The 20,681-nt window shown below is 43.1% G+C and carries 19 protein-coding genes and 1 riboswitch; of the genes, 11 read left to right on the top strand and 8 right to left on the bottom strand.

What is annotated here, in order from left to right:
• Positions 1-56 precede the first annotated feature (56 nt).
• From fepB to AC0L46_RS13560, 4 genes are read left to right on the top strand one after another with little or no spacing between them, the layout of a single operon-like run.
• Positions 57-1,115: a Fe2+-enterobactin ABC transporter substrate-binding protein gene (gene fepB, locus AC0L46_RS13575; RefSeq protein ID WP_473504311.1), complete on the top strand. Its 1,059-nt coding sequence runs from the start codon at positions 57-59 to the stop codon at positions 1,113-1,115.
• Positions 1,105-2,118, top strand: a complete 1,014-nt coding sequence (gene fepD, locus AC0L46_RS13570; RefSeq protein WP_473504309.1) for a Fe(3+)-siderophore ABC transporter permease — start codon at positions 1,105-1,107, stop codon at positions 2,116-2,118. Before fepB ends, fepD begins: the two co-directional genes overlap by 11 nt.
• On the top strand, positions 2,115-3,143 hold the full coding sequence (locus AC0L46_RS13565; protein WP_473504307.1) for a FecCD family ABC transporter permease: 1,029 nt from the start codon (positions 2,115-2,117) through the stop codon (positions 3,141-3,143). Before fepD ends, AC0L46_RS13565 begins: the two co-directional genes overlap by 4 nt.
• Entirely contained in the window at positions 3,140-3,937 is a 798-nt protein-coding gene (locus tag AC0L46_RS13560) for an ABC transporter ATP-binding protein (RefSeq protein WP_473504305.1), read from the top strand. The genes AC0L46_RS13565 and AC0L46_RS13560 overlap by 4 nt, the downstream gene beginning before the upstream one ends.
• A 39-nt stretch (positions 3,938-3,976) precedes the next feature.
• On the opposite strand, the gene AC0L46_RS13555 is transcribed toward AC0L46_RS13560, so the two are convergent.
• The gene (locus AC0L46_RS13555; protein ID WP_473504303.1) at positions 3,977-4,627 is read right to left on the bottom strand and encodes a peroxiredoxin-like family protein; all 651 of its coding nucleotides are present in this window, start codon (positions 4,625-4,627) and stop codon (positions 3,977-3,979) included.
• Between the two features lie 177 nt (positions 4,628-4,804).
• Here AC0L46_RS13555 and aguA point away from each other — a divergent pair, with 177 nt between their 5' ends.
• A complete protein-coding gene (aguA, locus tag AC0L46_RS13550) occupies positions 4,805-5,899 on the top strand; it encodes an agmatine deiminase (protein ID WP_473504301.1) in 1,095 nt (364 codons plus the stop codon).
• 53 nt (positions 5,900-5,952) lie between these two features.
• Here aguA and AC0L46_RS13545 read toward each other — a convergent pair whose 3' ends face one another.
• Positions 5,953-7,356: an 8-oxoguanine deaminase gene (locus AC0L46_RS13545; protein ID WP_473504299.1), complete on the bottom strand. Its 1,404-nt coding sequence runs from the start codon at positions 7,354-7,356 to the stop codon at positions 5,953-5,955.
• A 107-nt stretch (positions 7,357-7,463) separates the two neighbouring features.
• Positions 7,464-8,666 (bottom strand): MFS transporter, encoded by a 1,203-nt coding sequence (locus AC0L46_RS13540; RefSeq protein WP_473507154.1) that lies wholly within the window; start codon positions 8,664-8,666, stop codon positions 7,464-7,466.
• Positions 8,667-8,777: 111 nt separating this feature from the next.
• Between AC0L46_RS13540 and AC0L46_RS13535 the strand changes: the two genes are divergently transcribed.
• On the top strand, positions 8,778-9,656 hold the full coding sequence (locus AC0L46_RS13535) for a LysR family transcriptional regulator (protein ID WP_473507152.1): 879 nt from the start codon (positions 8,778-8,780) through the stop codon (positions 9,654-9,656).
• Positions 9,657-9,717: 61 nt separating this feature from the next.
• Here AC0L46_RS13535 and AC0L46_RS13530 read toward each other — a convergent pair whose 3' ends face one another.
• On the bottom strand, positions 9,718-10,389 hold the full coding sequence (locus AC0L46_RS13530) for an energy-coupling factor ABC transporter permease (protein ID WP_473504297.1): 672 nt from the start codon (positions 10,387-10,389) through the stop codon (positions 9,718-9,720).
• A 78-nt stretch (positions 10,390-10,467) separates the two neighbouring features.
• A riboswitch (cobalamin riboswitch) is annotated at positions 10,468-10,675 on the bottom strand.
• A gap of 234 nt (positions 10,676-10,909) precedes the next feature.
• Between AC0L46_RS13530 and AC0L46_RS13525 the strand changes: the two genes are divergently transcribed.
• On the top strand, positions 10,910-12,331 hold the full coding sequence (locus AC0L46_RS13525) for an EAL domain-containing protein (protein WP_473504295.1): 1,422 nt from the start codon (positions 10,910-10,912) through the stop codon (positions 12,329-12,331).
• Between the two features lie 13 nt (positions 12,332-12,344).
• Here AC0L46_RS13525 and yegD read toward each other — a convergent pair whose 3' ends face one another.
• Complete coding sequence (gene yegD, locus AC0L46_RS13520) at positions 12,345-13,709, bottom strand: molecular chaperone (protein ID WP_473504293.1); 1,365 nt, start codon at positions 13,707-13,709, stop codon at positions 12,345-12,347.
• A 246-nt stretch (positions 13,710-13,955) separates the two neighbouring features.
• Here yegD and AC0L46_RS13515 point away from each other — a divergent pair, with 246 nt between their 5' ends.
• Both AC0L46_RS13515 and AC0L46_RS13510 read left to right on the top strand, forming a co-directional pair.
• Positions 13,956-15,821, top strand: coding sequence for a DUF294 nucleotidyltransferase-like domain-containing protein (locus AC0L46_RS13515; RefSeq protein ID WP_414681055.1), 1,866 nt, complete (start codon positions 13,956-13,958; stop codon positions 15,819-15,821).
• 5 nt (positions 15,822-15,826) lie between these two features.
• Positions 15,827-16,543 (top strand): 3'-5' exonuclease, encoded by a 717-nt coding sequence (locus AC0L46_RS13510; protein ID WP_414681056.1) that lies wholly within the window; start codon positions 15,827-15,829, stop codon positions 16,541-16,543.
• 76 nt (positions 16,544-16,619) lie between these two features.
• On the opposite strand, the gene AC0L46_RS13505 is transcribed toward AC0L46_RS13510, so the two are convergent.
• The 3 genes from AC0L46_RS13505 to AC0L46_RS13495 form a co-directional block, all read right to left on the bottom strand.
• Positions 16,620-16,955, bottom strand: a complete 336-nt coding sequence (locus AC0L46_RS13505) for a zinc ribbon domain-containing protein YjdM (protein WP_414681057.1) — start codon at positions 16,953-16,955, stop codon at positions 16,620-16,622.
• Between the two features lie 46 nt (positions 16,956-17,001).
• Positions 17,002-17,580, bottom strand: a complete 579-nt coding sequence (locus AC0L46_RS13500) for an NnrU family protein (RefSeq protein ID WP_473504290.1) — start codon at positions 17,578-17,580, stop codon at positions 17,002-17,004.
• Between the two features lie 165 nt (positions 17,581-17,745).
• The gene (locus tag AC0L46_RS13495) at positions 17,746-18,675 is read right to left on the bottom strand and encodes a LysR family transcriptional regulator (protein WP_473504288.1); all 930 of its coding nucleotides are present in this window, start codon (positions 18,673-18,675) and stop codon (positions 17,746-17,748) included.
• A 414-nt stretch (positions 18,676-19,089) separates the two neighbouring features.
• Here AC0L46_RS13495 and AC0L46_RS13490 point away from each other — a divergent pair, with 414 nt between their 5' ends.
• Together AC0L46_RS13490 and AC0L46_RS13485 are read left to right on the top strand one after the other, a co-directional pair.
• On the top strand, positions 19,090-20,070 hold the full coding sequence (locus tag AC0L46_RS13490; RefSeq protein ID WP_414681060.1) for a TRAP transporter substrate-binding protein: 981 nt from the start codon (positions 19,090-19,092) through the stop codon (positions 20,068-20,070).
• An 81-nt stretch (positions 20,071-20,151) separates the two neighbouring features.
• Positions 20,152-20,649, top strand: a complete 498-nt coding sequence (locus AC0L46_RS13485; RefSeq protein WP_347982487.1) for a TRAP transporter small permease — start codon at positions 20,152-20,154, stop codon at positions 20,647-20,649.
• The last annotated feature ends 32 nt before the right edge of the window (positions 20,650-20,681 follow it).

The following is a 20,681-nucleotide window of genomic DNA, read 5'->3' as shown; positions in this document are numbered from 1 at the left end:
AACTCATCTCCTATATATAATAGCGCGCTCATTTCTTTGTCTTTAAGGTCTTCAATATGATCCGCCGTTATGCCTATTTTGGTCGAGCCTTTATTATTTTTATTGCTGCACTCGCCTTAGCAAGCTGTGACAAGGCGCCGGAAGAGACTCAATCCTCGACGGATAATACCTCTTCAAATAACACTCTGGCCATCGATCAAGTCGAAAAAGCCCCTGAAGGTTGGCCAAGAAGCATCATGACAAGCCAAGGCTTATTAACGCTTGAACAAGCCCCAAGCCGAATTGTTTCCACCAGCGTTACTCTTTCCGGCACTTTACTTGCCATTGACGCGCCTTTAATCGCATCCGGTGCCACTATGCCAAATACAAGCGTGGCATCAGGACAAGGCTTTATGCGCCAATGGGCTTCCATCGCAGAAACGCGAGGCGTCATTCCGCTTTACCAAACCGAGCCAAACGCCGAAGCCATTATTAAAGCCAACCCAGAATTGATCATTATTTCTGCAACAGGTGGCGACTCTGCCATGAAGCTGTACGATCAACTAAAAGACATCGCACCAACCTTAGTAATAGGTTATGACAACAAAAGCTGGATGCAATTGGCTCAAATCTTTGGAGATTTATTAGGCTTAGAAGAACAAGCAAAAAGCGTGATTCAAGACTTTGAGCAAAAAGTCGCAGATACAAAAAGTAGAATTACCCTGCCACCTCAACCGACCACGGCCATGGTTTATTATCGAGACGATACAGGCGGAAATATTTGGACAACCAAATCGGCTCAAGGTCGTTTATTAAAAGAGCTAGGATTTACTCTGGCTGAAGTGCCAGAATCAGTAAAAGGCAACATCAGCATGGGATTACGTGACGATATTATTATCGCCACAGGCGAACGCTTCCCAGACGCAGTGAATGGCAACTCAGTTTTACTCTTCTCAGCTTCTCAAGAAAGAGAACAAGCACTCAAAAACAATAACTATTTACAGTCATCCAGCGCGGTTCAAAACAACCAAGTTTTCGCTGTGGGTAATGACACATTCCGACTGGATTATTACAGCGCCAGTAATTTGCTAACACGCTTGCAGAATCTTTTTGGACGTTCCGAAAATGGCCAATAGCGAATACGTTTCTGCTAAAAAGAAATACATCTGGTTATTGGTTTCTATTAGTCTGCTATTGCTGATCATGATCGCCAGTTTATGCATCGGCGCAAAACCACTGTCAACCCAAGTTCTGTGGAATGTGCTGATGGGCGAAGAACATGGCCTTGCGGAAACCATCATTCTTGAAGGCCGCTTGCCTCGAACCTTAAATGGTTTATTTGTTGGAATGGCATTAGGAACTTCTGGTGCTCTGATTCAAGCCATTACTCGAAATCCTCTTGCGGACCCTGGAATATTAGGCGTGAATTTGGGTGCCAGCTTAGCGGTTTCCATTGCGATTGTATTTTTAGGTGCAACACAACTTTCTGAATTTTTCGTTTATGCCGTGTTCGGCGCCCTGCTCGCTAGTTTACTGGTTTACTTTGTTGGCAGCATTGGTGGAGGCAAAACCGACCCTCTGAAACTTACACTGGCAGGAATTGCCATTGGCGCTGTCTTCGGCGGTTTAAGCTCGGCTATTACTTTGTTTAACCCTAACGCCTTTGATCAAATCCGTTTTTGGGTGGTTGGCAGCTTAGACATTCGAACATTATCCGTCCCATTATTCATTGCTCCTGTCGTGCTCTTTGGCTGTTTATTAGCGATCACCATCACACCGGCATTAAACGCATTTGGCTTGGGAGATTCCTTAGCGTCTGCGCTTGGCAGTAATCCTGCTCGCGTACAATTACTGGGTTTATTGGCGATTACCCTACTGTGTGGCGCCGCCACCGCAGCGGCTGGCCCCATTGCTTTTGTCAGTTTAATGATGCCGCACATTGCCCGCTGGATGGTAGGTCCAGATCAACGCTGGATCGTTCCATTTAGTTTTATCCTCACGCCTTGTCTTTTATTGGTTGCCGATATCATCGGACGAGTTGTGATTGCTGGAGAACTCCGAGTTTCTATTGTGACGGCTTTTATTGGCGCACCTATCTTGATTTATCTCGTGCGTAGGAAAGGAGCCTCCAGCTTATGAAAACCACACTTCCCCATGCGTCTATCAAGCATCAGGCAAGCAAAAGCACGATGATCAAACCATCTAAAATCATCTTATTATTGCTCACTCTGTTATTAGTTTTCGCCACTCTTTTCATTGGAGATCACCTTGTTAAAAGTCAGCAAGATATATGGCTTTTACTGACAGGCAAAGCTGATCGTTATCAATCTATCGTGGTGTGGCAATGGCGAGCCTCTCGCTTGTTTGCGGCGTTAATCATTGGTGCTGGACTCGGTATAAGCGGCGCGGTTTTTCAATCTTTAGTTCGCAATCCATTAGGTAGCCCAGATATCACTGGTTTTAATGTAGGCGCTTTTACGGGCGTTCTCATATCAATCGCGTTTTTTGGCAACCTATATTGGATGAGTGTTTTGGGAGCGATTTTAGGCGGACTTTTTTCTGCCATTCTTGTGTATATTTTCGCGTACCGAGATGGTCATTCTGGCTTCCGTCTTATCATAGTTGGCATTGCGATCAGCGCGACTCTGACTGCATTCAATCAATGGTTGTCTCTCACCGTTTCATTGGAAACCGCCATGACAGCTGCTTTATGGAGTGCGGGTACGTTAAACGGTATGACTTGGGCTCGTGTGCTGCCCGCAGCGGCCTTAATCAGTGTTTTTATTGTCTGTGCTTTTCTCATGAACACACGAATGAGATTACTCGAAATGGGCGATGACACAGCCGCCGCATTGGGCATATCGGTCAACCGATCTCGCCTTGTGTTGATGTTTGTCGGTGTCGCTTTAACAGCAGTCGCAACGGCCGTCACAGGCCCAATCGCGTTTATCTCTTTGGCAGCACCACAAATTGCTCGTCGATTAGAAAAGAGCACCAATGTCTCTTTGGGTTCTTCCGCACTTGTTGGTGCTCTCTTGTTACTCTGTGCAGACTTTATCGCACAACATGGCTGGGAAGGCTCCACTTTGCCTGTCGGTTTAGTCACCATCAGCTTAGGTGGCATTTATTTGGTTTATTTAATTATGCGAGAAGGTAAGTTATGACATCAAAATTGGCCATTTCACTCGCCACAGAATCCGTCACTCTAAGTTATGATCAAAATGTCATCGCCAAAGATCTTTCCGTTCACATTCCTGAAGGAAAGTTTAGCGTCATTGTTGGGCCAAATGGTTGTGGTAAGTCGACTTTATTACGCGCCATGAGCCGACTGCTTGCACCTCAACCTGGCCGAGTATTACTAAACGGAGAAGACATTCACGGTCTCGCCACCCGTGAGGTTGCCAAGAAGTTAGGGCTTTTACCTCAAAGTGCCATTGCACCAGACGGAATTAAGGTCGTGGATTTGGTTTCTCGTGGTCGCTTCCCTCACCAAAAATGGTTTCAACCTTGGCGAGAAGAAGATCAAAATGCTGTTAATGCCGCGATGAAATCAACAAACGTAGAAGAGTTCGCTTTCCATAATGTTGATCAGCTTTCAGGTGGGCAAAGACAACGAGTTTGGGTGGCTATGGCACTTGCTCAGCAAACACCGTTACTCTTGTTAGATGAGCCAACAACTTATTTAGACATCGCTCACCAAATTGAATTATTGGACTTGTTTCAAGATTTGAACCGCCAACAAGGTCACACACTCGTCGCGGTACTTCACGATTTAAACCATGCTTGCCGTTATGCAGACAACCTAATTGTCATGAAAGCAGGACAAATTATTGCCACAGGCACACCAAATGACATCGTAAATGAAGAACTCATCGAAAGCGTATTTGGCTTACCTTGCTTGATCATAAATGACCCTATTTCCAACACACCTTTGATTATCCCTAAAGGGAGAAAGTGAAATAACTTTCACCTTTAGGGAAACTCAAAAGAGCGGAATCTAAGCCAATTTTTTCAAAGCTTCGATGATGTCCTCAGGCTCAGAACGAGTTCTGTAGTCTACATCTACAAAGCGCCATGCGACTTTTCCATCGCGGTCAATAACGAAGGTAGCCGGAATAGGTAACACGTTACCATTGCCGTTATTAATCGCTTCCAGATCCAGCCCACGGTCAACTTTCATGTGGTTTACTAGATATTCTGGAACTTCCCAAGCGACACCATATTCCACAGCGACTTTTGCACTTTGATCAGACAAGACTTGAAATGCCATTTGGCTGATTTCGTCTTTACTCAATGAATCATCTGGCACTTGTGGGCTGATAGCTACCAACTCGGCTCCCAAGTCATTGAATTCCCCTAAACGCGCTTGCAGCGCTCGTAATTGTAAGTTGCAGTATGGGCACCAGCTACCACGGTAAAAAGTCACCACAACAGGGCCTTTTTCCAATAAAGTAGCCAAAGATGTTGCTTCTCCACTTTGATTCGGCAATTCAAAATTAGGTGCCGTTGCTCCTAATGCAAGAGCATCAGCACCTTGCTCAAATTGTTTGGCGCGTTCAATAGCTTCATCAACGCCTTTCATAAATTCAGGATTAGCTGCGCGGCCAGCCGCTACTTTCGCTTCTGTTTGCTCTTTTAAAGTGCTCATTTTGCCTCTCTAAATCAATTAATTTTTTATGCTTTAAACAATCTTATTTATTATGAAGTACATTGACGCCGATTGGGCATGATCACCAATAAATCATTAGGAATTTCACTTTTCTTCAACTATGTTCATGGATACACTTTCGGCAAAACCCAATGCCACGTTAAAACTGGATAAATAATGAGCAAAACATTAGACACAACACCTAAAACTGACGTTTTTCGTATGCCAGGTGAACATGAGCCTCAAGACCAAGTATGGATGGCTTGGCCTGTTCGAAGGGACAATTGGCGACATAAGGGTTTATATGCTCAAAAGGAATTTATCGATGTAGCATCCGCTATCTCTAAGTTTACTCCAGTGACTTTTATTGTTGGGCCTAACGATTTTGAGCAAGCCCGCCAAGCCATTCCTGCAAACATCAACCTGATAGAAATACCATCAGACGACAGCTGGATGCGCGACATTGGTGGCACTTACGTCATTAACAATAACGGCGAACGTCGCGCAATAAATTGGCAGTTTAATGCTTGGGGTGGAGAATTAGACGGCCTCTATGACAACTGGGAACTAGACAATGAAGTCGCCCAAAAAATGGCTGAAGTCACAGGTGATGATTTCTATGATGCACCGCTTATTCTGGAAGGTGGCTCCATACATGTAGACGGCGAAGGCACGCTTTATACAACGGAAGAATGCTTACTTCACCCGAGCAGGAACCCAAACCTAAGCAAAGCTGAAATTGAAAACTTGCTAAAAGATTATCTCAATGTCGAAACCATTATTTGGCTGAAACAAGGTTTGTACAATGATGAAACCAATGGCCATATAGACAATATTTTGCATGTCGTTCGCCCTGGCGTTGTTGCTTTAACCTATTGCGATAACCCAGAAGACCCTCAATACACCATTAGCCAAGTGGCTTACAAGGTATTAAGCCAAGCAAAAGATGCAAAGGGACGATCTTTGGAGGTCATCAAATTGCCTATGCCAGGGCCTCTTTATGTGGCTCCTGAAGAAGCTCAAGGACTTGCGCCTAGCGACTCAATGGAGCGCCAAGCAGGTGAACGATTAGCCGCATCATACGCAAACTTTTTAATCAGTAATCAAGGGGTGATATTTCCCTTACTTGATCCAAAGCATGATGACGAGGCCAAAGCCATATTGCAAAAAGCCTTTCCAGATCATAACGTTATTGGTGTTCCAACTCGCAATATTCTATTGGGCGGCGGCAATATTCACTGCATTACACAGCAAGTTCCGACAAAGTCATAACGACAAAAACAAAAAGCCTAAGTTGAACACCATGTCCAACTTAGGCTCAGGCTTTAGTTTGCGACTAAAGCTTTCGCAAGCGCCTTATGTTTTTCAATCAAGCTCTCAATATCCAAGCCTACAATTCGCCCTTCTTGAACTCGCCATTGCCCGCCGATCATCACATACTCTGCTTTTTCTGCGCCACACAATAACAAGGCAGAAATAGGATCATGACTACCTGAAAAGCGCAGTTCGTCCATTTTATAAAACACAATATCCGCTTGTTTGTTCACGGCAATTTCACCAATATCAGAACGACCAAGAAGACGAGCCGAACCTTTTGTCGCCCAACCTAATACAAGCTCTGGGGTGATTTTCTCAGCGCCGTATTTTAGTCGTTGCAGATATAACGCTTGTCTCGCTTCATACATCATATTGGAAGCATCATTAGACGCTGATCCATCAACACCCAAACCAATGGTAGCGCCCGCTTGACTTAAATCTAAGGTTGGGCAAATCCCAGACGCCAAACGCATATTAGAAACCGGACAATGGCAAATCCCTGTTCCCGCGGCACCTAACCGTTTGATCTCTTCCTCATTAAAGTGAATCCCGTGAGCTAGCCAAGTTCGATCGTTTAACCAACCGACACTTTCTAGATAATCAACCGTCCGTAACCCAAACATCTTCAAGCAGAAGTTTTCCTCATCCAATGTTTCCGCCAGATGCGTGTGTAAGCGAACGTCTTCTTGTTTAGCAAGCGCAGCACTATCCATCATAATTTCACGGGTCACAGAAAAAGGTGAACAAGGCGCCAAAGCAATTTGTACTTGTGCGCCCTCTCCTCGCTCATGATATTGGCGAATCAAACGCTGACTGTCTGCCAAAATAGTGTCGCCATTTTGTACTGTGTGTTGTGGAGGCAAACCGCCTTCGTCTTCACCCAAACTCATCGACCCACGGGTCAGCATGGCTCTCATGCCAAGTTTGCGTACCACTTCCACTTGCACATCAATAGCGTCTTCCATACCTGTTGGGAAAAGGTAATGATGGTCAGCCGCTGTTGTGCAACCTGATAAAAGTAACTCCGCCATCGCAACTTGAGTGGCAAGTGAAAGGGCTTCAGGGGTTAATTTCGCCCAAACTGGATACAAGGTTTTGAGCCAAGGAAAAAGCGGTACATTAACCACAGGCGCCCAAGCTCGTGTCAGGGTTTGATAAAAGTGATGATGAGTGTTCACCAAACCAGGTAAAACCACGAGCTCGCGAGCATCAAACACTTCATCGACTGGCTCTAATGGCGACTGTCCCAAGCTAAGCACTTCTTTAATCACTGAGCCTTGAACGACTATGCCGCCGCGAGCGTCTGACTCATTGCCCGTAAAACAGGCTAAAGGATGCTTTATCCAGATTCTTTTATTGGCGTTTGAAAGGGAAAGTTGAGGTGTTTTTTTGGCGGCAGTGTTATCAAACATAAACAGGCTCCTTTGAATGATGATTTAATCAAATAGCCAGCTCAGTTATACCCTGTCTGCTGATCCAGGGAGTATCGTTCGAAATACAAGGCGCTACTTTACAATATTTATTTAAAAGCCTCTACTTGTAGCGTCCGCTTCTTGTCTTTGATTAAACTCATACCCGCCAACGCGACCAAAGCCAACACCAGCCAAGAACCAATGATAACGCCTGTCCAGCCACCCGCTTGCCAAAATGGATCAAGATAAAACCCACCTAAGCTCGCACCAAGATAATAGAACACCAAGTACAATGAAGATGCACTGGCTTTGGCGTGTTTCGCATTTCGGCTCACAAAGCTGCTAGCTGTAGAATGGCCTAAAAAGAACCCAAAGCTGTTAATCAACAAGCCTGCCAGAATGAAAAATAAGGAATCACCAAGAGTCACCAATGAACCCAACATTAAGATACAGGTTCCTAACACCATCATATTAGGTTGGTCCCAACGCTTAGCGAGCTTACCTGAAATCGCGGAACCCAAAGTGCCAGATAAATAAGTCAGAAAGATCAATCCCACATATTTCGCGGATAAATTATAAGGCGCCGCTTCTAACACGAAGGTGATGTAACTGTACTGATTCACAAAGATGAAAAAACTAAAGCCACCAATTAGGTAACTGGTTAATAAGCGACGGTTCTGCATATGACCTTTCATATTGTTCACAATATGGCCGATCCGTAACGGCTTGGGTTCGAAGTGCTGAGATGCAGGTAACAAAAAGAAGAACACTAAAAGGCAAATCAAACTGATGCCACCCATTACAGCAAAGGTCGCTGAGTGCCCTATCCACTCTCCAAAAAATCCGCCGATCAAACGACCGCCAATTCCACCTAAACTGTTACCGCTAATGTACAAACCTACAGCGACCATTAAGGCTTCTGGTGTGTATTCATCGCCCAAATATGCAACGGCGATGGCCGGTAAACCCGCGAGAAAGAAACCTTGCAGCCCACGTAAAGCCAGCAAATACTCATAGCTGTGTACGAAAGAAAGACAAAAAGTCGTGATGGTGATTCCGACCATGGTCATCACCATAATACCTTTGCGGCCAATGGCGTCGGAGATTGGCCCATAGAAAAGCAGAGAGATTCCCAAGGTTAATGTGGTGATGGTAAAACTGGCGCTGGCTTTAAGCGGGCTAATCGCATACTCATTTGCAATCATTGGCAACAAAGGCTGAGTCACATAGACATTCGCAAACACCATAAAAGAGCCAATAACAAGAGCCAAAGTCCCTCGCCAAAATGCCACACCACCTACTTCAATCAAGACAAACTCCATCGAGATAATTCGAAACAAACCAATATTGTCCGCCTACTATACGCCCAGCGTTTTTATCAATAAAATATATCTAACTTATCAAATCCATAAGGATTAATGATGGAGATAAAACCGCTCCGCTATCTCATTGCCATTGCGAAAACCGAAAGCTTTACAAAGGCAGCCCAGCAACTCAATGTCGCTCAACCAGCCGTTAGCATGGCAATTAAAAAGCTAGAAGCTGATTTAGGGCTAACGCTAATTCATCGAGCAGACAGAAACATAGGTCTAACGGACGAAGGTAAAAAGCTCCTCATTCATGCAGAAAAGATCATTCAATCTATGGATGAAGCACTATTAGAAATGAGTGAGTTAAAGGGCTTAAATCAAGGCGAAGTCCGTGTTGGTATTCCAAGCATGCTTGGCTCTTATTACTTTCCGCCCATTCTCATGGCTTTTCGACACCGCTACCCAACCATCACCTTAAAAGTGATTGAAGGCGGAACATGGCAACTGCAACAAATGTTAGAAAGCGGCGAGTTAGACTTGAGTGTCATTGTTGCTGAAACTTTACCAGACAGCTTGCAAACGCAAGCCCTAATTCGAGAAGAAATGCTTGTCACCGTGGCGACAGACCACCCTTTCTGTCATTTAGAAAAAGTGTCTCCAGAAGCTTTTTTCGAAGAAGAATTAGTCATGTTTAAGGAAGGTTACTTTCACCGTCGGATTGTCGATAAATTGGCAAAAAAATGTAACATGACACCCAAGATTGGCTTTGAAACCAATCTTATACCTTTGATCAAATCTATTACTCAGCAAGGCTTTGGTGTATCAACTCTGCTCAATATGGTTATCGACGAGGATGACCAACTCATCACGCGATCGTTTGATCCACCAATATGGCTAGACCTAGGTATCGCATGGCGCAAAGACAGTTACCTTTCTAAGGCAAACCAAGCCTTTTTAGAGTTCGTGAGTGAGCATGGAAAGAGCGAATAAACACCATAAAAAAACGGCCAAGCAATCGAATCGCTTGGCCGTTTTAAAAGCGTTTTATCACTTAATTAAACAAGCGCGCTTCAAGCAATGACGAAGACTTAAAGCGATTCAAACTTTTTGCTCCTGCAAGGACAGCAAGATCCAAAACAGGCTCAAGTAATACCACGCTCAAGTAAGCCAAACCAAAGGTCGCAACAGAGCTCATATTCTCTGCGCCAAAACCTTGTCCGTAAAAGGCCCAGAAAGCCACCCAAGCAATGATGCCACCTTGGAAGGTCAAGGATAATTGCAATGCATGCTTATAGCTGATGTCTACATAGGCGGTGTTTTCGGCAATCGTACGACGCGCAACCGCGCCCATAGCAAACAAAGGCAATAACAAGGTTGTTAAATTCATGCCATATTGAGGCAAATCGAAAGGGGCGAAAAGCACACCCTGCGCCAATAAGCCCAAACTCAAGCCAATCGCAGCGGCCGCTGGGCCAAACATCAAGAATAGCGTCGAGCCTAAAATAAAGTGAACTTCTGATACACCAACAGCATGGTGTGGTAAGACTTCAAAGAAAACAAAAACAAGTAAAGTCGTCAGAGCACTGCGCCCAATTAAAGACATAAGGCCGTCTTTTTTGATCATCTCGATCGATGCTTTCGCGGAAAGCCCAAGGGCAGCCAAAGCAGTTGCGTAGCTTAAAACAATTTTTGCGCCGTCAACGACGCCTGGTTCAATATGCATAATGTGTTTCCCGAATAGGACTCATACTCACCCGTACAAATCAAATTAGCGGATATTTCACTCAGTTCAATAAGTGAAATATCCTAATCAATAAAGGCCGGTCTCCGGACTCATAAGCATTCAACATGTGTTTTAAACACTTCATTCCTTCCCATTAAAAACAGTGGAACCAAGCTAAAAACACACAACTTACACACCGTTGCGGGGGCAGTATAGGCTTTGTTAAGAACGCACCTATTTCCCGTTTCACCAGTAAAAAACTGACACCTTTACAAGAGTTGACCTTAAGCAAACAGCTAATCAGTCAATCGAAGAAGAATACTTTTTAAACGGTATTTAAGCAATTCAATCTGCACACTTATGAACCTAATTGCGATTGAGTCCTATTGCTTCAAATTAAGCAGTTAAAAGATGTAAAAAATTGAAACTCTCGAAAAATTTACATTTCATTAGAACGGCAAAAGCGATATTGTTTTGTATTAAGACAAATCAATAAGCTATTTATCTTATGGAAGCGATAATGCCTTTGAAAAGAGTGAAAATCCTCATCATAAGCCTAGTTTGCGCTTTAATGCTGTCGCTATTGCTCGGAGAAGCTGAAAGCAGACGGTTGTCATCAAACGAATCCAGTTTGGTAATGGCAAAGAATCAAAAGCAGATCGACTTCCTAGAAAACCTTTTCCAATCCATTACTCTCACCCTTAATAAAACAGCAACACTCTACAATGGAGCCTGTTCAGACAATTTAAAGATGTTCATGAGAAAGTCTATTTTCAATATTGATGGTGTCATAGAGCTGGGCATTATTCAGAGCGAAGGTAGCCAAGGTATGTTGGTGTGCAACTCTTGGGGAAATGACAGTTTTAAAATGAAAAAACCAAAGAGCCATGATGGATTCTTGTTTTCTGGCCCTCACACTTCAAACATGTACGATGAGAAAATATTTGTCATCAAAAAAACGGTGGACGATTATGAGTTCAACGCTTTAATCAAACAACCATCGACCAAAAACCTATTACAGAGTGTCAAACTCTCAACTGCTTCTAATAACTTGTCATTAGGGCCAATGGAGAAAGAAACACCTTCCAATTTCATTTCTAACCTTTCCTATGTTTATCAATACAAAGCGGTAGTGAATACTTCTGGCTTATTTTACGCTTCGACCTTTCTTCTTTCCTTTGCGCTCTTTCAATTACTGATTATCCCCTATTTGATATTTACTTTTGATAAATCCAATCTCAAAAGAAGAATCATGCAAGGAGATTTCTTTAATGTGTATCAACCCATCATAGACGCCAGCAACGGTGAGATTTTTTCCTATGAAATTTTCACCAGAGCAAAAGGCCATGATAATGCCCTCAGCATTATAAAAAGCATAAAGCACTATAACCTTCATGTTGAGCACACGTTACGACAACTGGATAAACTGGAAGAAGAAAAAGCGCAATTGGGTTGTCAAAACTTCCAAGTCAACTTGTCAGCTAAGCACCTTACAGACAAAAAGATCATCAATTATTTATCTAAAATTGCGACCGCTTCTAGAAGAGAAATCATCATTGAAATCACCGAAGATGAAGACCTTTTCAAACATCGCCTTAAAGTGAAAGAAGCCATGAGAAAGCTGAGAGAACTAGAATATCGCTTTGCACTCGATGACTTTGGCGCGGGCTTTTCAAACTTCTCTTATATTTTCGAGTTTGAGTTTGATTTCATCAAAATTGACAAGAGCGTATTGAAGTTTGAAAACACAGAGTTTTTCTTATCCTTAGTAAGAGTCTTCAACACCTTAAAAATGCCTTGCATCATAGAGGGTGTAGAAGACGACGCAGATAAGAAAAAACTGGACTTGATCGACATCAAATACCATCAGGGTTGGTTATACGGAAAGCCAGAAAAAGCACCGCAAGATAACCAAAATCCTGATTCAAAAGACGCTAACTAAAAAGATCTTAGGTTTACCTAAAAATTCGATCAGACCAAACCGTTAAACCAGCAGCAACACTGCCAAAGTGATCGCCATCCAAAACAGGCACATCACCAATGCGTTTTTGTATCGCATCACGAATAACAGGAGACTTAGCCGAACCACCTGTCATGTAAATCAAATCAGGTTGTTCGCCCGCTTGCTCAATCGCCGATGTCATTAACTTCAACATCTTTTCAAGCGGTGGCTCAATCGAAGCTGCTAGTCCGCCTCGACTAATCTCTTGCGCTAATCCTGATTCAATGTAGTCCATCAACACCTTATGATTCATGGTATCTGACAAAGCAATCTTGGCTTCTTCGGCGTTTCGCACAATATGATAATTGTGTTTTTCTTCTCGCATCCGTAAAAAGCGTTCAATCAACTTAGGCTGTGCCGCATCTAAACGCAGCTGCTCAATCTGATGCTTTGTATCCATGCTGTTGAATGTAGCAATGGCGGATACATCGTTGGTTGTTACGGCGTTCCAATAGAGCTGCGTCGGCATTGGCAAACCGTTTTTCAGCAAAGAATCCATACCAAACAAAGGCATAAGGTGTTTACCCGCGATACGAATATCCAAGTCATTACCGCCCACTCGTTCACCTGTATGACCTAAGAAATCTGCATATCTATCTTCTTTATTAAGATATTCCGGCCCCATTCTGACCATGGCACAGTCGGTTGTACCACCGCCAATATCCACAACCAAAACTGTTTTATTCTCTTCTAACTTGGTTTCAAAATCCAAACCCGCAGCGATAGGTTCATACAGAAACTCTATTTCCTTGAAGCCCGCTCGCTTTCCTGCGGCGGTCAGTATTTCTAATGCTTGTCGGTTACTGGCTTCGGAGTCGATGCCTTGGAAGTTCACCGGACGGCCAATCACAGTGTGAGTCACCTCATCGCCAAGGTGCTGTTCTGCCCTTTGTTTGATGTTTTGCATCATGGCTGCAACAACATCTTCAAAGAAGTTAATGTGCTCGGTACGTAATCCAGTTGCGCCTAAAAAAGACTTAGGTGACTTTACGAAATAACCGTCTTCTGGCCATTCAAAATATTCTTCAAACGCTGCTCGACCAAAAAACAAGGTTTGATCACTGTCACTGATGTCTTCTTCACGACGTGCTCTTTGGGCACGAGCAAGAGCCGATTGGCGAGATGAAACAAAGGCTTGGCGGGCGCTTTGTTCTTGCATATTTCGGCCTACAAATTCCGTGATCAAATCACGGTCTAGCGCATACAAGGTAGAAGGTAAAAATGTGTGTTGCCCTTCTAAAGGCACGAGTTTAATTGCCGCGTCTTGAGATAACCCCAACGCACAATTAGATGTTCCATAATCGAAACCGCAGATCATTCTATTTTTACCTATTATTCAATTCGGATAATACAAGCAACCACCTTCCACACCCTTGATTAAAAGGAGCATAAAAATGGCGCTAAAAAGAACCCAATATAATAACAGGAAAATGGAAACACTGGATGAGGAAATGAACGCAAACTGTAACAATCATTTAGATGATGATTCCGCCATTTAGGTATAGTATATATCATCATACAAATAACATTATGGTCTCGAAATGGCCGTCATCTGGTGCCTTTTATGATTCAATCTCTACTGCCTAATATCCTTGAATTCATACACAACATAGATCCATTCGATAAATTACCTCCCGAATTACAAATGAAAATCGCAGGCTCTGTAAGCATTAGCTACTTGAGCCGTGGTGAAAAGATCGATTTCTACCCAGGTGACCCAAAGCGTTATTTGTACATTATTCGTACTGGCGTTATGGAGCAGCGAAAGCCAAATGGCGTATTACGAGCAAAGCTTGGCCCACAGGATTTATTCGGTTTTACCTTCTTAGATGATCATGCCGACGGCGAAGAAAGCTACAGCGCGATTGCCGCTGAATCGACTCTGCTTTATTTGATTCCCCATGAAGCGCTGCAAAAGCTATTGGAAGAACACCCCGAATACGCAGAACACTTCGCATCACAAGCACAAATACGGATTCAAAATGCTCTAAATGTTGTCTGGTCTGACAACGACAAAGGCTTGTTTGTAAAAAAAGTCTCTGAAATCTCCACGACATTTCCAGCCGTTGTGACGTCTGATATGACAATTCAAGAAGTCGCCCATGAAATGCGTAACGTAGTGAGAACCTCCACAGCAGTCATCAAGAATAAAGGTCGAATTGTCGGTGTTATCACTGACCGAGATTTAACGAAACGAGTGATTGCCGAAGGCGTCAGCATTGATCGCCCTATTAGCGACGTAATGACAAAATCCCCACTGACTGTTGGTCCAAATGACTTAGTGCTAACAGCAGCGTCTTTGATGATGCAAAACAACATTCGTAGCCTTCCGGTTGTCAGTGGTCACAAGGTTCACGGTTTGATAACACCTTTTGATATGGTGCAAAAAAACCGCGTTCAAGCGATCTTCCTTATCGACACAATGAAGCGCACCAAAACCATTGAGAAACTGGCAGAACTGACGTCTGAGCGCCAAGCTATTTTTGAAGCCTTGGTCGAAGGTAAAGTACGTTCAGAAATTATCGGCCAGGTTATGGCGATGATTTACGACGCCTACAACCGTCGCATTCTACAAATCGCAGAAGAAAAATTTGGCCCAGCGCCCTGCAAATACTCTTGGATTGTCGCAGGCTCTCATGCTCGAAATGAAATCCATATTTCGTCCGACCAAGACAACGCGTTGATTATCGAAGACTCCGCTACAGAAGAAGACTTAGAGTACTTCAGAGAAATGGCAGACTTTGTGTGTCAGTCTCTCGCAAAATGCGGCTTTACCCTGTGTTCTGGGAACTTTATGGCGTCTAATCCAAAATGGATGCAAAAGCTCAGTGTTTGGAAAAAATACTATCAGGAATGGATTACAACGCCAGACCACAACACTTTATTGAACGCCAGCGTATTTCTGGAAACTCGCAGTATTTATGGTGAGCCATCATTTTGTGAGACTCTTCACCAACACCTTCATAAACTCATTAGTCAAAACAAAAATTTCTTGAGCATTCTCATTAACGATGCAACGTCTGTGTCTCCACCTTTAGGTATTTTCAACAATTTGGTGTTGGAAAAAGGCGGCGAGAACAGTAACACACTCAACATCAAGAAATACGCCATTACCTTGGTGGTGGATTTGGCGAGGATTTACGGCATTTCCGTAGGCTGCACCTCAACCAATACAGAAGAGCGATTCCGCTTCGCTCATAAAAAGAAAGTCCTCAGCGAAGACGCGTTGAAAAACATCATTGGTACTTATCGCTTTATTTGTCAGCTACGTTTCACACACCAATTTGAAGCACTCAAAAATGGCGATGAACCAAACAGCAATATCGACCCTCAATCATTTGGTAGCTTTGAACGCACACACTTAAAAGACGCGTTCCGCATTATTTCTAACCTGCAAGATGCAGCCAAACTTAAATTCAGTGGGGCTTAATTTTTGTGAAGAATTTATTCAATCGTTTTCACCCCATTCATCAGCTCGAAAAAAAGCGTGCGGCCTTAGTCGAAGAAGGCAAGCTGCCTAAACCCATTGCTGAATTACTGAGCGAACCTTACCCTTTGCCAGAAACCAAGCTAAATGAGCTGGAGTTTTTAGTATTCGATTTAGAAACAACAGGGTTAGACCCAAAGAAAGACCGTATTCTCAGTATCGGTCATTTGAAAATCCACAATATGCTAGTGGACATCAGCACATCGGTTCATACCTACATCAAAGCGGAAAAATACGTTAAGCCAGAAGCCGCTGTGATCAACCACATCGTTCCTGAAATGCTCAGCGAAGGACAATTGTTTGATGAAGCCATGCACGATTTATTTCGCGCCATGAAGGGAAAAATCTTAATCGCTCACGGTACGGTTGTGGAAAAAAGCTTTATCGATGCTTATGTGAAACTGCGCTATGGATTGGATTCTTTACCGCTACTTTGGCTAGACACGCTCATCTTAGAAAAGTCTTTATTGCGGAACAAAAACGACACAGGCACTGGCGATTATCAGCTTGCTGCCGTTCGTGAGCGTCACAACTTACCACCTTACTTAGCTCACAATGCGTTAGCGGATTCCATCGCCACAGGCGAACTCTTCTTGGTTCTAGTGAAGATAATCTACGGTAAATCCGTTCCTCTGCTGAGTAACGTCTACAAGCGCATTTACTGAATAACATAAAAAATAAGGATTGAAGCCACTCAGACTTTAATCCTTATTTTAAACAACACTGGATTCTTTATTAGGCTTACGCTTTCTTCACATACTTAGCTGTGATCATCATGTCGCCTGCACCATCTAGCTTACAATCCAACTGATGATCTTTCTTATCATGGATTCTCTTGATCACGGCCTTAGTGCCTATTTTTAGCCCTTGAGAACTGCCTTTTACTTTCAAGTCTTTAATCAGCGTAACCTTGTCCCCTTCGGCTAACAACGCGCCGTTAGCGTCTTGAACTTTAACAACTTCCTCTTCTGCCAACGCAACAGGGTTCCATTCAAAGCCACATTCAGGGCAAACCAAAAGCTCCTGATCTTGATAAACGTATTCAGATTGGCAGCTCATACAAGGCGGTAAAGACATAATCACACTCTATCTAACAATATATTTTTTAATTAACAAATCGCATTTAGTGGAAAGGCGCAACGCCAATCACAGCTTCATGAAGGAAAATAACAATGGTAAACCAAGAAGCAACGGAAAAAGTCAGCGCAATAAGGTCGAATCGAAGACTGGCTTCTTCTATTTTCACACCTGCTTTACGATCACGACGACGGAAAACCGCGTAACTTGCAATCGCCCACACCAAGAAACTACCAAATAACAACACATCCGCTAAATTACCGTTGCTCAACAAATGCGCAAACGCCCAAACTTTAACAGCAAGGTAAATCGGATAACCTGTTACCTTTTTCATCATGGTTTTCGGGACGATGGAAGCAAACAATAAAAACAACGCCACCAGCATCAACAAGCTCGTAACGTGCGCCATGTGTACTGGCGGAAACCACAACCAAACGGGCGCTAAACGAGCTTGGCCATAACCCATGGCAATAAAACCAAGAGACAATAAAGACAACATGCCAAAGCGCAATCGCCAACTCATCAGACCGGCTTTCGTCACGGCCATGTTTCGCCAATCAGGAACAAACAGACGCACACTGTGTACTGCAAAAAATATCACTAACCCAACTATTAAAATCAACATACAAGGATGTTCCTTAAATCTTATAAAACAGATAAAACTGAGGCGCTCACTAAAACAAAAACAGCCAACACAATCAATGCATTGGCTATCACTATCCTTATAAATAACATGGTTAAGCGACTTATCGCCACTCGGATGCTTCCGCTCATCACGGAAGTCTTGGCGTCACTCTCTTTCTGACAGCACCTTTCGGTCAATAAAGCGGTATTTCTCTTCCGCACAAGCGTTCAAAATAAAGTCCCAAGTCAGCTTTAAATCTTTAAACTGATGCAAGTCTTTACTGGTGGATATCCACAATTCCCGATGCAACAAAAAGTCAGGCAAAACCGGCGACAAGACAGGATCACCATAAGCCACAAAGTGCGGCAAAATCCCAACACCTAATCCAGATCGAACCGCTTTTCGCTGAGTATGAATCGTTGTCGACTTATAAATAAACTGCAAATCTGGCGCGATTTCATTCTGATACTTCAACAAATCCGAAAACACTTGGTCTTCGATGTAACCAATAAAAGAGTGATTCTCAAGGTCGGACTGAGCCCGAATGCTTTTATTCATCGACAAGTATTCAGTGGCCGCAAATAAGCCTAAGGTATAATCCGTCAGCTTTTTCTGAATAATATTTGAGCCTTTCTGCGGCCCAATTGTAATACTGATGTCCACTTCACCACTGGTAATCAAAGTGGCGCCAGCCAATGAAATAAGCTCGATATCAATGTCTTTGCCTTTCACCCACATTGGCAGCCGGTCAGACAAATAATAATTACTAAAACCTTCTGTCACACCAATACGAATTTTCGAGCGAATTTCTTTACCGCTACGATAGTTCTCATTCGCCAAACGTAAAGTACGCTCACACTTTTCCGCATAAGGAATTAAATTCTCCCCTGCTTTCGTTAAATGGAACCCTTTGCTGTTCTGATAAAACAGTCGAGTATCGATGGCCTTTTCTAATTGCTCAATACGATTTGCAATGGTGACATGAGTACAACCAAGCTTAGTTGCCGCCAAAGACAAGCGCCCATATCGCCACAGTGCTAAAAAATATTTTAGATCGTTCCAATTAATTTCCAGTAAATCTAAATTTTCATTCACGATTCGTTCCCCACAAAAAACGAAAAACACGATGCCATGACAGATCACTCATCCTCTGACGCACTCGCACAAAGCACATTTTTGGTGCAACAATGTCTTAGCAAACAAGCCAAGGTGTAAATTTTATTTCATAAAACAAGCATTAGCCTATAGTTTAGAGCAAAAACCAACCTATCTAAAATAGGGCAAAGCCTTTCAAAAGGCACAAAACAGGTGCATTCACTTTGATTACTCAAAACCTTCCTAGCGAAAGGCTTTTATCAGGCCAACTCTATTGTAATTTTTTTTACAACCCATGTAATCAAAATGCTATTGTTTTTAAACCCTCGCAAGCCTAATTTTTAACTTCGACATAGAACCTCTGAGCATTCATCAGAATCTATACACAATCATATTTTTTGAAATAGGTAACTCATGATGAAAAAACCATTACTCACCACATTGGCACTATTACTAGGATCATCCGCTTTCGCGGCAGATTACAATTTCACGTTTGCTCACGTCCTAATCGACGAAACGCCTAACGGACAAGCTGCCTTAGCATTTGAAAAAGAGGTTGAAGAAAAGTCCGATGGTCGTATCAACATCAATGTCCTACCAGCCGCACAATTAGGTGGTGATGTAGAAATCATCGAACAGCTACAAATGAACTTGGTACAAATTGCCATTCCACCAACCGCAACACTGGGTAACTTTGAGCCAAGAGTACAAATTCTAGACTTACCTTTCCTATTACCTTCACAAGAATTAATGATGAAAGTATTAGATGGCCCAGCAGGTCGTAAGATCCTAGACACGTTAGAAGGCCATGAAATGCATGCCGTAAACTTCTGGGGTGCAGGTTTCCGTCACATGACAAACAACGTTCGTCCAATTGAGACGCCAGAAGATCTTAAAGGCATCAAAATGAGAACGATGCAGTCGCCAATCCTTTTGAGTACTTACCGCAACTTTGATGCAAACCCAACAGCCATGGCTTACACCGAGGTTTATAACGGCCTACAGCAAAGCGTTATCGAAGGGCAAGAAAACCCTATCGCGAACATCACCAGTAAGAAGTTTTATGAAGTACAAAAGTACATGACGCTGACGTCTAACGCTTACCACGGTTACGCCGCTATTGTGAACAAACAAGCTTGGGATTCTTTGCCAGAAGACCTGCAAGCCGTTATGACAACCGCCTTCAACAACGCCCGAGACCTGTCTCGTAAATTGACTAATGAACTGGAAGCTTCCGCTCTTGAGAACATCAAGAAATACACGAAAGTAACTGAATTAACAGATGAGCAAATGGCCGCCTTCGTGAAAGCCAGCCAACCTGTTCACGAAGAGTTCCGCGAAACCATCACATCCGATCTACTTGATGTTGTGTACGCTGAAATAGAGTCGAAATAATGACCAACGCTGCCTTGGCAATCTTAAGCAAGGCAGCGTATTCAGCCTTCCAAAGGCTAATAAATACACACCGAGAAAAATATGTTCGAAAAAATTAATACCTATTTAGACACCATCGAAGGCTTTTTAATCGCCAGTATTCTTGCCACTGCATCGATACTTACGATTACCCAAGTTTTTTTCAGATATGTCCTGAATGACTCAATCTTCTGGGCAGAAGAAGCCATTCTTTATTTGATTATTACGATGAGCTTTCTATGTACAAGTCTTGGTATTCGTAAAGGCTCTCACATCACAGTAGACGTTTTAAAGTCCTGTATTCCAAAGAGCTTAAAACCAACATTCAACCTAGTCGCAGCCATTTTAGGCATTATTTTCGCCGCTTCCCTTCTCTACTTTGGTGGCAGCTTATTTTTAACAACCTTAGCGCGTGGACAGCTTTCTCCAGCGTTGCGAGTACCAATTGCAGCGATTTACGCCTTTATCCCAATTACAGCTTTGCTTCAGATGTTTCGTTATTCAGGAATCATCTATTCCGTATTTAAAAAAGTGCCTGAACAAAACCAGCCACAGAATTGATTTAAACATTTATCACGCACACCAAAGCCGAG

The sequence above is a fragment of the Marinomonas sp. 15G6-16 genome (genome assembly GCF_055809555.1).
The sequence above is the reverse complement of the archived record's forward strand: the minus strand, read 5'-3'. Positions and strand labels throughout refer to the sequence as shown.